Source organism: Achromobacter sp. DMS1 (genome assembly GCF_001270295.1).
In genome coordinates, this window is record NZ_LHSJ01000029.1 from 1 (window position 1) to 15,518 (window position 15,518).

The 15,518-nt window shown below is 68.9% G+C and carries 7 protein-coding genes and 6 pseudogenes; 7 read left to right on the forward strand and 6 right to left on the reverse strand.

Annotation, left to right across the window (positions count from 1 at the left end):
- The 3 genes from AD428_RS05580 to AD428_RS05590 form a co-directional block, all read right to left on the reverse strand.
- The coding region (locus AD428_RS05580) for an efflux RND transporter periplasmic adaptor subunit (RefSeq protein ID WP_053244496.1) at positions 1 to 1,156 on the reverse strand (1,156 nt) is incomplete at its 3' end.
- Positions 1,157 to 1,431: 275 nt separating this feature from the next.
- Positions 1,432 to 2,625: a patatin-like phospholipase family protein gene (locus tag AD428_RS05585; protein WP_053244487.1), complete on the reverse strand. Its 1,194-nt coding sequence runs from the start codon at positions 2,623 to 2,625 to the stop codon at positions 1,432 to 1,434.
- Positions 2,626 to 2,640: 15 nt separating this feature from the next.
- Positions 2,641 to 3,237, reverse strand: coding sequence for a DUF4136 domain-containing protein (locus AD428_RS05590; protein WP_082308281.1), 597 nt, complete (start codon positions 3,235 to 3,237; stop codon positions 2,641 to 2,643).
- 130 nt (positions 3,238 to 3,367) lie between these two features.
- Here AD428_RS05590 and AD428_RS27015 point away from each other — a divergent pair.
- Positions 3,368 to 4,200, forward strand: a pseudogene (locus AD428_RS27015) (TOBE domain-containing protein).
- A gap of 80 nt (positions 4,201 to 4,280) precedes the next feature.
- On the opposite strand, the pseudogene AD428_RS24440 reads toward AD428_RS27015, so the two are convergent.
- The 3 genes and pseudogenes from AD428_RS24440 to modA form a co-directional block, all read right to left on the reverse strand.
- Positions 4,281 to 4,960 (reverse strand): annotated as a pseudogene (locus AD428_RS24440) (ATP-binding cassette domain-containing protein); the annotation flags it as partial.
- Positions 4,957 to 5,643 (reverse strand): annotated as a pseudogene (gene modB, locus AD428_RS05600) (molybdate ABC transporter permease subunit). The pseudogenes AD428_RS24440 and modB, both read right to left, overlap by 4 nt.
- 7 nt (positions 5,644 to 5,650) lie before the next feature.
- A complete protein-coding gene (gene modA, locus AD428_RS05605) occupies positions 5,651 to 6,403 on the reverse strand; it encodes a molybdate ABC transporter substrate-binding protein (protein WP_053244488.1) in 753 nt (250 codons plus the stop codon).
- 306 nt (positions 6,404 to 6,709) lie between these two features.
- On the opposite strand from modA, the gene AD428_RS05610 reads away from it, so the two are divergent.
- The 6 genes and pseudogenes from AD428_RS05610 (at position 6,710) to uvrC (ending at position 15,517) form a co-directional block, all read left to right on the forward strand.
- The gene (locus AD428_RS05610) at positions 6,710 to 9,931 is read left to right on the forward strand and encodes an efflux RND transporter permease subunit (RefSeq protein ID WP_053244489.1); all 3,222 of its coding nucleotides are present in this window, start codon (positions 6,710 to 6,712) and stop codon (positions 9,929 to 9,931) included.
- Positions 9,928 to 11,417 (forward strand): annotated as a pseudogene (locus tag AD428_RS05615) (efflux transporter outer membrane subunit). Before AD428_RS05610 ends, AD428_RS05615 begins: the two are co-directional and overlap by 4 nt.
- Positions 11,414 to 12,154, forward strand: coding sequence for a pyridoxine 5'-phosphate synthase (gene pdxJ / locus AD428_RS05620; protein WP_053244490.1), 741 nt, complete (start codon positions 11,414 to 11,416; stop codon positions 12,152 to 12,154). The pseudogene AD428_RS05615 and the gene pdxJ overlap by 4 nt, the downstream one beginning before the upstream one ends.
- 34 nt (positions 12,155 to 12,188) lie before the next feature.
- On the forward strand, positions 12,189 to 12,620 hold the full coding sequence (gene acpS, locus AD428_RS05625) for a holo-ACP synthase (RefSeq protein WP_053244491.1): 432 nt from the start codon (positions 12,189 to 12,191) through the stop codon (positions 12,618 to 12,620).
- Positions 12,621 to 12,669: 49 nt separating this feature from the next.
- Positions 12,670 to 13,726, forward strand: a pseudogene (nagZ, locus tag AD428_RS05630) (beta-N-acetylhexosaminidase).
- Positions 13,689 to 15,517: pseudogene (gene uvrC / locus AD428_RS05635) on the forward strand (excinuclease ABC subunit UvrC). Before nagZ ends, uvrC begins: the two co-directional pseudogenes overlap by 38 nt.
- Position 15,518: the final 1 nt, after the last annotated feature.

The following is a 15,518-nucleotide window of genomic DNA, read 5'->3' on the forward strand; positions in this document are numbered from 1 at the left end:
GCTGCGGCGCGGCCTGGCCGCCCTTCTTCCATTCGCTCGCCTGCACCGGCGCGCCGGGGCGGATCTTCTGGAACCCTTCGACCACGACCACGTCGCCGGCCTTCAGCCCGCTGGTGACGATCCATTCGGTCCCGAGGGCGCCGCCGGTGGTGACGGGCACCTGCTCGATCTTGTTGTCTTTCACGAGCATGAGGCTCTGGCGGCCGTCGGCCGTGCGCTGCAGCGCCTGCTGGGGCACCAGCAGGGCCTGGTCGTTCACGCCCTGCTCCAGGCGCACGCGCACGTACATGCCTGGCAGCAGGATCTGGTCGGGGTTGGGCACCTCGGCGCGCAGGTTCACCTGGCCGGTGGTGGGATCGACGGTAATGCCGGTGAAGAGCAGCTTGCCCGGATGCGGGTATTCGGAGCCGTCTTCGAGCACCACCGTGGCGCGCGCGGCGTCCTTGCCCACCTGCTGCAGCCTGCCGCTGGCGAAGGCGCGGCGCAGCTCGGCCAGGTCGGTGGTGGACTGGGTGAAGTCCACGTAGATGGGATCGAGCTGCTGCACGGTGGCCATCTGGGTGGCCGAAGCGGCTTCGACCAGCGCGCCCTCGGTGACCAGCGGCTTGCCGATGCGACCCGTGATGGGCGAAACCACGTCGGTATAGCCGAGGTTGATGGACGCGTTTTCCTGGTTGGCCTTGGCGGCGGCGACGGCGGCCTCGGCCTGGCGGTACGAAGCCACGGCGTTGTCGTATTCCTGCTTGCTGACGGCGTTGGCCTTGACCAGCGGCCCGTAGCGGTCGGCCAGCACCTTGGCGCTGTACAGGTTGGCCTGCGCCTGCTTGAGCTGGGCCGTGGCCTGATCGTACGCGGCCTTGTACGGCGCGGGGTCGATCTTGAAGAGGAGCTGGTTCTCCTTGACGTCGCCGCCCTGCTCGAAGGCGATTTTCTGGACGATGCCGGTGACGCGGGCGCGGATCTGCGCGTCGCGCACCGCGTCGACCCGGCCGGGCAGGTCGGAGACGATGGGCGCGCGCTTGGGCGCGACCGTGATGACGCTTACCTGCGGCATGCCGGGATTCATTTTCGGCTTCTCGCCGCACCCTGCCAGCATGAGCGCCAGCAAGCCGCCGCATACCGCCAGACCCGAAACACGTTTAGGCATTACCCGCATCGAAAACTCCCGCGTAGTGAGACGCGCCATGCCCATGCGGCGCGCGCCGCGACGGTTCGTCGCTGCCGCGGATCGCAGGGGCGCTGTCGCAACGTTTGATCGCAACGTCAGACTGCGTTGTTCTTCTTCGTGCCGGCCGGGGCCGGGACACGGCGACAGGCGCGACGACCCGCGCCTGAATAGCCCATTAATGTAACTCAGTTATTGGGGAAATCACTGAGACAACCGCGTTCTTGCAGCGGCCGCGCGAACTTGTTGAGAAGGCAACCACGGGCTCAACTCCGCTTGCCGTTGCGGTGGATGTCGTGGGCGATGAAGCAGCTTTCTTCGGTGGGCTTGTCCAGGACGCCCGGCTTGGCCAGCGTGAGGCGGATGTCGCTCAGGCCGGATTCCCAGTGCTCCCGCATGGCTTCGGTGCCGAATTCGTAGTCCTTGGAATAGCGCTCGCGGTGCTTGGACTCGTAGATGAGGTTGACGATGTTGGTGGCCGGCGTGTGCGCCAGCGCCCGGATGTCGGCCAGGCCGCGCGCATTGCGTTCGGCCGCCGGCAGCTTCTCCAGCACGCGCTGCAGGCTGTGGCGCAGCTTGAGCACGTTGCGCAACTGGTCGGTGATCAGGCGCGTGCGGCTGGAATACTGGATGTCCTTCTGGCGCTCGGCCACCTCTTCCAGCGTGGTGGGCAGCCCCCCGCGCGCGGGCCAGAGATCGACCTGGAAGGCCAGCGTGTCGCGCAGGCTTTCGCTGGAGAACAGATGCGCCAGCGGCGTATTGGAAACCAGGCCGCCGTCCCAGTAGTGCTCGCCGTCGATCTCCACCGACGGAAATCCGGGCGGCAGCGCGCCGGAAGCCATGATGTGCTCCGGCCCCAGCGCATGGCGCGAAGTGTCGAAATACGCGAAGTTGCCCGAGCGCACATTCACCGCGCCCAGGCTCACCCGGACCGCCCCGCTGTTGAGCAGCTTGAAATCCACGTACTGCCGCAGCGTGTCGCGCAGCGGCGACGTGTCGTAGAAACTGGTGGAGGCGGCGCCGCGCCCGCGCAGCCAGTACGGCGGCGGAAAGCGCGGCTTGAAGAAACCGGGCTGGCCCGAAAGGAGCGCCTGGAAGGCCGAGAGCTGCCCGTTCATGGCAGGCGAGCCGAAGCCGAACGGAATGCCCTCGAACATGCCGGCCAGCGTCTCGCCCCAGGGGATGGACGCGAACCCGGTGGGACGGCAAATGCTTTCCCAGAAGCCGCGCAGCCGCGCCACGCGCTCGTCTTCGGGCGAACCGGCGATGATGGCGGCGTTGATCGACCCGATGGAAATGCCGGAGATCCAGTTGGGGCGGATGCCCGCCTCGTGCAGGCCCTCGTAGACCCCGGCCTGGTAGGCGCCGAGCGCGCCACCGCCCTGCAGGACGAGGGCCACCGTATCGTAGTCGGGCATGCCGCCCTTCTTGCCGGAACGCGATGCGACGCGCGCAGTCATGTGGGGCCCTCCGCTTCAGCGTTGCGTCTTATCGGGCACCTGCGGCGCGGCCACGCCGGCCCTGAACGGGAATTGCGCGTAGATCTGCGCCATGACCTTCTCCACGCTCTGCTCCGAGGCCGCCGCGGCAGGATCGCGCACCTCGCCCTCCGCCACGCCTTCCCAGACGAGCTGGCGGCGGCGCGCGTCGACGATGTCCACGTTCAGGGTGCCCTCGGTGTACTGGTAGACCTGGTCGCCCCAGCCGTAGCCGGGCCAGCCGCCATAAAAGCCGGCGCGGTAGCCGTAGTACGGGCCCATGGGCGGCGGCGCGGGCGAGACTTCCGTTTTCTGGCGCAGCTTGGCGTTGAAATTGACGAGCAGGTCGGGGCTCGCCGCGCTGTACACGTAGCCGCGCATCTCCATCTGCGAGCGGGCGGCGTTTTTCAACCGCTCGGTGAGCAGCGTGCTGTAGCCGGCCTTGTCGGTGCCCAGGGGCGACATGAACCCGAACGTGCGGTAGCGCGCGAAATCGGCCGCGTGGTCGTAGTCGCTGCGCACCGTGGGCCCGGAGGCGCAGGCCCCCAGCACGAAGGAAAGGGAACCAGCCGCCAGCATCTTCAGTGCATTCATCATGTGACTCCGGGGTCGCGAGGCCAGGACATATTGCCGCGAAGCGGGCAAAGTTTCAATGATTTCTCATTCTCATCGACGGCCTCGCCCTCCATTACACTCACGCTGTCTTCCCGCCGCTTCCCCGCCAATGCCTGAAGTGAAACCCACCCCCATTCCGCCCGTGCGGGCGCTGGAACTCGACGGCTCCATCTGGCTGCGCTCCGGATCCCAGAACTGGGGCGGCAAGAGCCGCATCGACCTGCTGGCGCAGATCGACGCCACGGGCTCCATCACCGCCGCCGCGCGCGCCGTGGGCATGAGCTATAAAGGCGCCTGGGACGCCATCGACGCCATGAACAACCTGGCCGGAGAACCGCTGGTGCTGCGGCGCGGCCGGCGGCAAGGCGGCGGCGGCACGCAGCTCGCCGACGCGCGCGCGCGCTCATCGCCACCTTCCGCGTCCTGGAGGCCGAGCACCGCAAATTCATGGACAACCTGGCGCGCGCCGGCGTGGACGCCAGCGGCGACATCGACCTTATGAGGCGTTTCATGCTCAAGACCAGTGCACGCAACAAGCTGCTGGGCACCGTGATCGACATCCGGCCCGGCGCGGTCAACGACGAAATCCGGCTGCGCATCGCGGGCGGCCAGACCATCGCCGCCACCATCACCCGCGAAAGCACCCGCGAGCAGGGGCTCGCGCCCGGCAAGGAGGCCATCGCGCTGGTGAAGGCCTCTTCCGTGATCGTGGGCGCGCCGGGCCCCGGGCTGCGGCTGTCGGCGCGCAATCAACTGCCGGGCACGATCGCCGACGTGCGCACGGGCGCGGTCAACAGCGAAATCCTCATCGCGCTCGACGGAGGCGTCACGCTGGCGGCCATCGTCACCAACGAGAGCGCCGCCGACCTCGGGCTGAAAACCGGCGAGGCCGCCGTGGCCATTTTCAAAGCCTCCAGCGTGATACTCGGCGTGCTCGACTGAAACAGGCGCGGCGCGGGCCGGCCCCGGCCCGCTCTGCCGCCGGAGCCGCGCCCGGAAACCGCGCGGCCGCTACGCGATCCGCGCCGTTGGCCACGCCCCCGCGCCCTGCCCTCGTGCAGCTCGAATACCTCGTCGGCCAGCGCGCTCACGTCCGCGGGGTCGTGGGTGATGAGCAGCATCGGTACGTCGAGCTGGCGCTGCAAAGCGTCCAGCTCCTTGCGCATGCGCGCCCGCAATTGCGCGTCCAGGGCCGAAAACGGCTCGTCCAGCAGCAGGATGTCGGGTTCGAGCGCCAGCGCGCGCGCCAGCGCGACCCGCTGCTTCTGCCCGCCCGATATCTCGGCCGGATAGCTGCCCAGGATGGCCTCCAGCTCGAACGCCCTTGCCCAGCGCGCCGCTTCGGGCGGCAGGCCTGCGGCGCGACGGGTTGCGCCAGCCCCGGCGCAGGCCGAAGGCGATGTTCTGCGCCACCGTCAGGTGGGGAAACAGCGCATAGTCCTGGAACATGGTAGGCCACGCGGCGGGCCTGGCTCGGCAGGCAGATGCCCGCGGCCGAGTCGTACAGCACGCGGTTCCCGACAGCGATGCGGCCCGCGTCGGGGCGCAGCAGCCCGGCCACCGCGCGCAGCGTCAGGCTCTTTCCCGCGCCAGACGGTCCGAACAGCGCCACGCGCGACGCCCTGGCCTCGAACGCCACGTCCAGCTCGAAACGGCGCTCGCCGGACAGCATCAGCTTGCGCACGCGGATTTCGATGCTCATCTCTGCGCTCCGCTGCGGACCCCCGCGGCCAGGGGCAGGAGGCGTCCGGCGCCCAGCAGCACGGCCACGCAGGTGATGGAAGTAATGAGCACGAGGAGGTTGGCGGTGGCATCGTCGCCGGCCTGGACGGCCTCGTAGATGGCGACCGAGAGGGTCTGCGTGCGTCCGGGCAGGTTGCCCGCGATCATGAGGGTGGCGCCGAATTCGCCCAGGGCGCGCGCGAATCCCAGCAGCACCCCGGCCGCAATGCCGCGGGAGGCCAGCGGCAGCGTGACCCGGAAAAACACCCCCGCCTCGCCGATGCCGAGCACCCGGGCCGCGTTTTCGAGCTGGGCGTCCACATTCTCGAACGCCGCGCGGGCCGACTTGAACACCAGCGGAAACGCCACCACGGCGGCGGCAATCACCGCTCCCTGCCAGGTGAAGACCAGTTCGATGCCCCAGCGCGCAGCGCGTCGCCCAGCACGCCGCGCCGGCCGAGCAGCACCAGCAGGTAATAGCCCAGCACGGTGGGCGGCAGCACCAGCGGCAGGCGTGAGCAGCGCGTCCAGCAGGTCGCGCCCGGGCCAACGCCAGCGCGACATCGCATACGCCGCCGCCGTCCCCGCCACGGCCGCGAGCAGCGTGGCCCAGCCCGCCACTTTCAGCGACAGGGCCAGCGGCACCCAGACGGGGTTGTCCATGGAAATCTCAGGGCTTCTGGAAGCCGTATCGCGCGAGGATTGCCTGCCCGGCCGGCGAGAGCACGTAGTTCACGAACTCCTGGGCCTGCGCGGCATTGGCGTCGCGCGCGGTGACGGCGATGGGATAGGTCACGGGCGTCTGGGACGGCACGCGCACGGCCACCTTGACCTTGTCCGGCATGATGGCCGCGTCGGTGGCGAACACGAAGCCCGCCTCGACCTCGCCGCGCGCCACGTAGTCCAGGCTCTGCCGCACGTTCTGTGCCGGCACGCCCTTGGCCTGCACGGCGTCCCACAGGCCGGCCGCCCGCAGCGCGCCCTGGGTGTAGCGCCCGACCGGCACCGAAGCCGGATTGCCGTAGGCCACGCGCTTGACCTCGCCGCGGGTCAGGTCCTGCAGCGACGCGATCGGCAGCGTGCTGTCGGCCGGCACGATGAGCACGATCTGGTTGGCGGCGAAGTCCACGCGCGAATCCGGGCGCACGGCCTTTTCCTGCACGGCGCGGTCCATGGCCTTCTGGTCGGCCGAGGCGTAGACGTCGGCCGGCGCGCCCTTGACGATCTGCTGCAGCAATACGTCGGAAGCGCCGAAGTTGAGCACCACCTTGGCGCCGGGGTGCGCCTTCTCATAGGACTGGACCACGTCCTTGAAGGCGTTGGTGAGGCTGGCCGCGGCCGACACCACCAATTCGGCCGCGCCGGCATTGGCGCTCAGGGTGGCCAGCGCGAACGCGACGGCGACTAGCGGTTTCAGGGCCATGGGGGCTTCTCCTCGGGGATTGAAAAAAACGGTAACCGGGTTCGAAATATATCTACCTATATAACGACAGTCAATTTGGCCGGATGCTTAGGCCGGTATGCATAGTCACGCAAGCGCGGGCGCTTGCCGCCCGGCCTCAGCCGCGCGCCACGTCGTGCACGCGCACCGAGGCGGGGCCAGCGNCCAGGGGCCCGGCGGCCAGCCCGCGCCCGAGAAACCGGCCGAAGGCCAGAAATCGTAAGCGGCGCGCGGCGCGCGAGGCGCCGCGTTCCTCTTTGGTGAGCATCGCTTTCAGAGTCAGCCCACATGCCGCAATTTTTCATCGACAGACCGATCTTCGCCTGGGTAGTCGCCCTGTTCATCCTGTTGGCCGGCATCCTGGCCATTCCGAACATGCCGGTGTCCCAGTATCCGGACGTGGCGCCGCCGGCCATTACCATCACCGCCACCTATCCCGGCGCCTCCGCCAAGGAAGTGGCGGACTCCGTGACCAGCATCATCGAGGACAAGCTCAACGGCGCCAAGGGCCTGCTGTACTACGAATCCGTCAGTGATTCCTACGGCCAGTCCACCATCACGGCCACGTTCGAGCCGGGGCGCGATCCCGACCTCGCCCAGGTCGACGTGCAGAACCGCGTCTCCAACGTGATCGCCCAGCTGCCGACGGCGGTGCAGCAGCAGGGCCTGAAGTACGAGCAGACCAGCACGGGCTTCCTGATGGTGGTGGCGGTGTCGTCCACCGACGGCTCGCTGGACCAGACCGCGCTGGCCGACTACATCACGCGCAACATCCAGAATCCGGTGTCGCGCGTGCCGGGCGTGGGCCAGTTCCAACTGTTCGCGGCGCCGCGCGCCATGCGCGTGTGGGTCGACCCGGCCAAGCTGGTGGGCTTCAACCTCAGCATGGCCGAGGTCAACCAGGCCATCGGCAACCAGAACGTGCTGATCTCGGGCGGCAGCATCGGCGCGCCGCCCAACCCGGATTCGCAGCGCATCACCGCCACCGTGGTGGCCAACGGCCAGCTCAGCACCGTGGAGGGCTTCGGCAGTATCGTGCTGCGGGCCAACACCGACGGCTCGCGGGTGCTGCTGCGCGACGTGGCGCGCATCGAGGTCGGCGCCGACAACTACCAGTTCGGCGCCCGCCTGAACGGCAAGCCCACGGCGGCCTTCGCCATCGTGCTGTCGCCCGACGCCAATGCACTGGCCACGGCCCAGGGCGTGCGCCAGCAGATGGAAGAGCTGTCCAAGTACTTTCCCGGCAACATCACGTATTCGATTCCCTACGACACCGCTCCCTACGTGAAGGTGTCCATCGAGCAGGTGGTGCACACGCTGGTCGAGGCCATGGTGCTGGTGTTCCTGGTCATGTACCTGTTCCTGCAGAACGTGCGCTACACGCTGATCCCGGCCCTGGTGGTGCCGGTGGCCATGATGGGCGCGTTCGCGGTGATGCTGGCGCTGGGCTTTTCCATCAACGTGCTCACCATGTTCGCCATGGTGCTGGCCATCGGCATCCTGGTGGACGACGCCATCGTGGTGGTGGAGAACGTCGAGCGCATCATGGCCACCGAGGGCCTGCCGCCCAAGGAGGCCACCAAGAAGGCCATGCCGCAGATCAGCGGCGCCATCGTGGGCATCACGCTGGTGCTGGTCACGGTGTTCCTGCCGCTGGCGTTCATGAGCGGCTCGGTGGGGGTGATCTACCGGCAGTTCTCCGTGGCCATGGCCGTGTCCATTTTCTTCTCGGCGCTGCTGGCCCTCACTTTCACGCCGGCGCTGTGCGCCACCATTCTCAAGCCGGTGCCCAAGGGGCACCACGACGAGAAGAAAGGCTTCTTCGGCTGGTTCAACCGCAAGTTCGAGGCCACCACGCACGGCTACCAGAACTGGGTGGCGCGCATCCTGCACAAGGGCGGCCGCATGATGCTGGCCTTCCTGCTGCTGGTCGTGCTGCTGGGCTGGCTGTATCTGCGCCTGCCCTCGTCCTTCCTGCCCGAGGAAGACCAGGGCTACGTGGTGAGCAATATCGAGCTGCCCACGGGCGCCACCGCCAACCGGACGGTGGACGTCATCGAGCAGGTCGAACAGTACTTCATGGGCCTGCCTGCCGTGGAGAACGTGATCGCGGTGCAGGGCTTCAGCTTCAACGGCAACGGCCTGAACGCCGCCATCGCGTTCACCACGCTCAAGGATTTCAGCGAACGCAAGTCGCGCGAGGACTCCGCCGGCTCCATCGCCTTCAATGCTTTCCAGAAGCAGCTCATGGGCATCCATGACGCCCAGGTGTTCACCCTGGTGCCGCCGGCCATCTCCTCGCTGGGCAACGCCACGGGCTTCGACTTCCGCCTGCAGGACCGCAGCGCGGCCGGCTCCGAGGCGCTGGCGGCGGCCACCGCCCAGCTCATGGGCGCGGCCATGAAGAGCCCCGTGCTCTCGCAGGTGCGCATCACCGGCCTGAGCCCGGGCGCGCAGCTCAGCCTGGAGATCGACCGCGAGAAAGCCGCCGCGCTGGGCGTGGACTTTAACGAAGCCGCTTCGCTCATCTCGACGGCGGTGGGCTCGGCCTACCTGAGCAAGTTCCCCAACATGGGCCGCATGCAGAACATCTGGGTGCAGGCCGACGCGCCGTACCGCATGCAGCTCTCCGACGTGCTCAAGCTCAATGCGCGCAACGCGCAGGGCGGCATGGTGCCGCTGTCTACCTTCGTGAAGGCGGAGTGGAAGCAGGGGCCGGTGCAGGTGGTGCGCTACAACAGCTACGAGTCCATGCGCATCGGCGGCGACGCGGCGCCGGGCTACACCACGGGCGAGGCCATGCTCGAGATGGAGCGCCTGATGACGCAGCTGCCGCAGGGCTTCGGCTACGAATGGACCGGCCTGTCGTACCAGGAGCGCCAGGCGGGCAACCAGGCGCCCATCCTGATGGGCCTGTCGCTGCTGGTGGTGTTCCTGGTGCTGGCGGCGCTGTACGAGAGCTGGGCCATCCCCATCTCGGTGATGCTGGTGGTGCCGCTGGGCATGCTGGGCGCGGTGGCGCTGATCAGCGCGCTGGGCATGTCCAACGACGTGTACTTCCAGGTGGGCATGGTGACCGTGATCGGCCTGGCGGCCAAGAACGCCATCCTGATCGTGGAATTCGCCAAAGACCAGTACGCGCGCGGCATGGGCCTGTACGAATCCGCGGTGGAAGCCGCGCGCCTGCGCTTCCGGCCCATTCTCATGACGTCGCTCGCCTTCATTCTGGGCGTGGTGCCGCTGGCCTGGCCACCGGCGCCGGCCGCCGCCAGCCAGCGCGCGGTGGGCCTGGGCGTGATGGGCGGCATGCTGGCCGCCACCCCGTTCGCCGTGATTTTCGTGCCGACCTTCTTCGTGGTGGTGCTGGGCCTGTTCAAGACCCGGCCCCGCCTGCTGGGCGCCGAGTTGCGCGCCTTCGAGGCGGAGCAGGCTGAGAAGGCCGCGCGCGCCGGCCAGGAAGGCAAGCCGGCGTCCGATCAAACCCAAGGTGGCCAGGAGGGCAAGGAATGAGCGCCCCGAAGTTGAAACAGACCGCGGTGCACGTGCTGCTGGCCTCGGCGCTTGCCGGGTGCTCGCTGGCGCCGCACTACGAGCGGCCCGAGGCGCCCGTGAGCGGCAGCTACCCCGACCAGCCCAAGGTGCGCTATGGCGGCTACGACCACTCCACCACGCTGGACACGCAGCCGGCCGCGGCGGTGACGCCGCTGGGCGGCGTGCCCGCGGCCGACATCGGCTGGCGCGAGTTCTTCCGCGATCCGCGCCTGCAGCGCCTGATCGAACTGGCGCTGGTCAACAACCGCGACCTGCGCGTGGCCGTGCAGCGCGTGGAAGAGGCGCGCGCCCAGTACGGCATCCAGCGCGGCGAGCAATGGCCCAGCATCGGCGCCGGCATCCAGGGCCAGCGCCAGCATCTGCCGCCCGACATGCGCGTGGGCGGGCCCGACTCCAGCTCCATCAGCAGCTCGTACCAGGCGGGCATCGGGCTGACCACCTTCGAGATCGACCTGTTCGGACGCCTGCGCAGCCTCTCCGAGGCGGCCTATCAGCAATACCTGTCCACCGAGCAGGCGCAGAAGAGCGCCCACATCGCGCTGGTGGGCGCGGTGGCGCAGTCGTACTTCAACCTGCGTGCGGCCGACGTGCAGCTCGAGCTGACGCGCCGCACGCTGGCCTCGCGCGAGGAATCGTACAAGCTGGTGCAGCGCCGCTTCGAGGGCGGCGTGGCGTCCGAGCTGGACCTGAACCAGGCCAAGTCGCTGCTGGACACGGCCTCGTCCAACCTGGCGCAGCTCGCCCGCGCCCGCACCCAGGGCAATGCGCTGGTGCTGCTGGTGGTACTCCGCTGCCCGACGACCTGCCGCAGGCCGCGCCGTTCGGGCGCGACCAGCTGCTGGCCGCGGTGCCGGCCGGCCTGCCTTCGGCCCTGCTGGAGCGGCGCCCCGACATCCTGGCGGCCGAGAACCAGCTGCGCGCCGCCAAGGCCAATATCGGCGCGGCGCGCGCGGCGTTCTTCCCCACGATTTCGCTGACCGGCCTGCTGGGCGTGGCCAGCCCATCGCTGGGACAGCTCTTCAGCGGCGGACAGGGCTACTGGAGCTTCTCGCCTTCCATCACCACCCCCATCTTCGCCGGGGGCAGCATCCGCGAAGGCCTGAACCTGGCCAAGGCGCGCGACAATATCGCCGTGGCGCAGTATGAGCAGACCATCCAGCAGGCGTTCAAGGAAGTGTCGGACGCGCTGGCGGGCGAGGCCACATACGGGGCGCAGCTCGACGCGCAGCGCGCGCTGCAGGATTCGGCCGCGCGCACGCTGGAACTGTCGAATCTGCGCTATACCAACGGTATCGACAGCTATCTGCAGGTGCAGACCGCGCAGGTAGACTTTTACAATGCCCAGCTTTCGCTGGTGCAGACCGGGCTGGCGGCCCTGATCAACCGCGTCGAGCTCTACAAGGCGCTGGGCGGCGGCTGGGAAGAAAATACGAAAGTGCAATGATAGAACTTGGTGTCAATATCGATCACGTGGCGACGCTGCGCCAGCAGCGCCATACCGACTATCCCGATCCGGTGCTGGCCGCGCTGCGCGCCGAAGAGGCGGGGGCCGACCTGATCACCCTGCATCTGCGCGAAGACCGCCGCCACATCCAGGACAAGGATGTCTACGCCATCCGTCCGCGGCTGCGCACGCGCATGAATCTCGAGTGCGCCGTCACGCCGGAAATGCTCGAGATCGCCTGCGCGGTCAAGCCCGACGACGTCTGTCTGGTGCCCGAGAAACGCACCGAGCTCACCACCGAGGGCGGGCTGGAAGTGGCGGGCGCGCTGGAAGCGGTGAGCGACGCCGTGGGCCTGCTGGCCGAGGCCGGCATCCGCGTCTCGCTCTTCATCGACCCCGACCCCGCGCAGATCGCGGCCGCGGCCAGGGCCGGCGCGCCGGTCATCGAACTGCACACCGGCGCCTATGCCGAAGCCGAGGGCGATGCCGCCCGCGCCGAGCTGGCGCGCATCCGCGAGGCCGTGGCCGAGGGGCTGCGCCACGGTCTGCGCGTCAACGCCGGCCACGGCCTGCACTACGGCAACGTGCAGCCGGTGGCCGCGCTGGAAGGCATTTCCGAACTCAACATCGGCCACGCCATCGTGGCGCGCGCCGTGTTCGACGGCTGGGACAAGGCGGTGCGCGACATGAAGGCGCTCATGGTGCAGGCGCGCCTGGCCGCCGTGCGCGGCCGCTGAACGTCCGGCCGCGCCGCAATCCCGAGGTTTCTCCATGTCAGACGCGTCGTCCGGCGGCCCGGCCGCTTCCGCCATCGCCGGCATCGGCATGGACCTGTTGCGCATCGAGCGGGTGGAGCGCGCGCTCGCGCGGCACGGCGAGCGCTTCGCCGAGAAGATCCTCGGCCCGGAAGAACTGCAGAAATTCCATGCCGCCGGGCACGCGACCCCGGCGGCGGGCTGCGCCTTCCTGGCCACCCGTTTCGCGGCCAAGGAAGCCTTCTCCAAGGCCATCGGCCTGGGCATGCGCATGCCCATGAGCTGGCGCCGCGTGCAGACGCTGAACGCGCCGGGCGGGCGGCCCGTGCTGGTGATCGGCGCCGAGCTGCGCGACTGGTACGATGCCCGTTACGGCGCCTGCCACGTCTCCATTACCGATGAATCCGACATGGCCGCCGCGTATGTGGTGGTCGAGCGCAAGCGCTGAGGCGCGCCGCGCCGCCTGCGCATCAGTATCCACAATAGGAAACCCTTGCATGGCCAAGAAAAAATCCAGGGCGGTATTGCCTCCGGGACCGGTCATGGTCGACGTGGCCGGCCTGACCCTCACCAGGGAAGAGAAAGAACGCCTGCGCCATCCGCTGGTCGGCGGCGTGATCCTCTTTGCCCGCAATTTCAGCGACCGCCGGCAGCTGGCCGAGCTCACGCGCCAGATCCACAAGGCGCGCAAGGAAAGGCTGCTGATCGCCGTCGATCACGAGGGCGGCCGCGTGCAGCGATTCCGCGAAGACGGCTTCACGCCGCTGCCGCCCATGCGGGCGCTGGGCGAGGCCTGGGACCGCGATCCGCTGGCCGCCATGCGCCAGGCCACGGAGGCGGCTACGTGCTGGCGCCGAGCTGCGCGCCTGCGGCGTGGACCTGAGTTTCACGCCCGTGCTCGACCTGGACTACGGCGTGAGCAAGGTGATCGGCAACCGCGCCTTCCACCGCGACCCGCGCGTGGTGGCCATGCTGTCGCGCGCCCTGATCCAGGGCCTGGCCCTGGCCGGCATGGCCGCCTGCGGCAAGCATTTTCCGGGGCACGGATTCGTGCAGGCCGATTCGCACCACGAGATCCCGGTGGACCCGCGCCCGCTTGCGCGCATCCTCGAAGAAGACGCCGCGCCGTATGCCTGGCTGGGCGACGCGGTGCTGCCTTCGGTCATGCCCGCCCACGTCATCTATCCCAAGGTGGACAAGCATCCCGCCGGGTTCTCGCGGCGCTGGGTGCAGGACATCCTGCGCAAGCGGCTGGGCTACGACGGCGTGGTGTTTTCCGACGACCTCACCATGGAAGGCGCTTCGGTGGCCGGGGACATCCTGGCGCGGGCCCGGGCCGCGCTGGGCGCGGGTTGCGATATGGTACTGGTATGCAACCGCCCCGACCTGGCCGACGAACTGCTGGCCCGGCTGGACACGGAGCACCCGGCCGCCTCGGTCGAGCGCATCCGCCGCCTGATGCCGCGCTTCGAGGCGCCCGACTGGGACACCCTGCAGTCCGAAAGCCGTTACCAGCATGCCCGACGACTTCAATCTCAAATCGTTTCTGGCTGACCTGCCGCATTTGCCGGGCGTGTACCGGCACCTGGACGCGGCAGGCGAGGTCATGTACGTCGGCAAGGCGCGCGACCTGAAAAAGCGCGTCTCGTCGTACTTTCAGAAAAACCTCGCCAGCCCGCGCATCGCCCAGATGGTGGCGAAGGTGGCGCGGCTGGAGGTCACCGTCACGCGCTCCGAGGCCGAGGCCCTGATCCTCGAGAACAACCTCATCAAGAGCCTCAAGCCGCGCTACAACATCCTGTTCCGCGACGACAAGTCGTACCCGTACCTGCACATCACCGGCCACGCCTGGCCGCGCATCGCCTATTACCGCGGCGCCACCAGCAAGCGCGGGCAGTTCTTCGGGCCGTTTCCCAATGCCTGGGCGGTGCGCGAAACCATACAGATCCTGCAGAAGGTCTTCCGTCTGCGCACCTGCGAGGACACGGTTTTCGCCAACCGCTCGCGTCCCTGCCTGCTGCACCAGATCGGCCGCTGCTCCGCGCCCTGCGTGGGCGCGATCGCCGGGGAAGACTACGCGCGCGACGTGCAGCGCGCGGTGCGTTTCCTGAACGGCGAGGCCAAGGAGGTCATGGGCGAGATCGAGGCCCGCATGCTCCAGGCGTCCAGCGAGCTGCGTTTCGAGGAAGCGGCCGCGCTGCGCGACCAGATGGGGTCGCTGGCGCGGGTGCTGCACCAGCAGACCATGGAAAGCGCCAGCGGCGAAGACACGGACATCGTCGCCGTGGCCGCCGCCGGCGGCAGGGTCTGCGTGAACCTGGCCATGGTGCGCGGGGGCAGGCACCTGGGCGACAAGCCGTTCTTTCCGTCGCACGCCGAAGGCGAGGCGGCCCCGCAGGTGCTGGAAGCCTTCGTGGCGCAGCATTACGCGGACAACGCCATGCCGCCGGTGCTGGTGTGCAGCCACGCCTTGCCCGACCCCACCCTGGTCGAGCTGCTGGCCGAACAGGCGGGCGGCCGTTCCGCGCGGGTGCTGACCCGGCCCCAGGGCGGCGCGCCGCGCCATGGCTGGAGCAGGCGCAGAAGAACGCGGAGCTGGCCCTGCGCGCGTGCTCACCGGAATCCGGGGCGCGCGGCGCGCGCACCCTGGCGCTGGCCGAGACGCTGGACCTCGACACCGACGAATCCGCGCTGGACGCGCTGCGCATCGAATGTTTCGACATCAGCCACACGGCCGGCGAGGCGACCCAGGCGTCCTGTGTAGTGTACGAGCACCACGACATGCAGCCTTCGCTGTATCGCCGCTACAACATCGCGGGCATCACGCCCGGCGACGACTACGCCGCCATGCGCCAGGTGCTGACGCGCCGTTTCGCCAAGGTGGCCGACGGCGACGCGCCCATGCCGGGCCTGGTGCTGATCGACGGCGGCAAGGGTCAGGTGGAAGTGGCGCGCCAGGTGTTCGCCGAGCTGGGCCTGGACATCCAGACCCTGGTGGGCGTGGCCAAGGGGGAAGGGCGCAAGGTGGGCCTGGAAACCCTGGTGTTCGCCGACGGCCGCCCGCCCGTGGCGCTGGGCAAGGAATCGGCCGCGCTGATGCTCATTGCCCAGGTGCGCGACGAAGCCCACCGTTTCGCCATCACCGGCATGCGGGCGCGGCGCGCCAAGGCGCGCAACGTGTCGCGGCTGGAAGAGATCGAAGGCGTGGGCGCGCGGCGCCGCCAGCGTCTGCTGGCGCGGTTCGGCGGGTTCTCGGGCGTGGCCTCCGCCAGCATCGAGGACCTGGCTTCGGTGGACGGCATCTCCCAGGAGCTCGCCATCCGCATCTATGAAGCCTTGCGTTGAT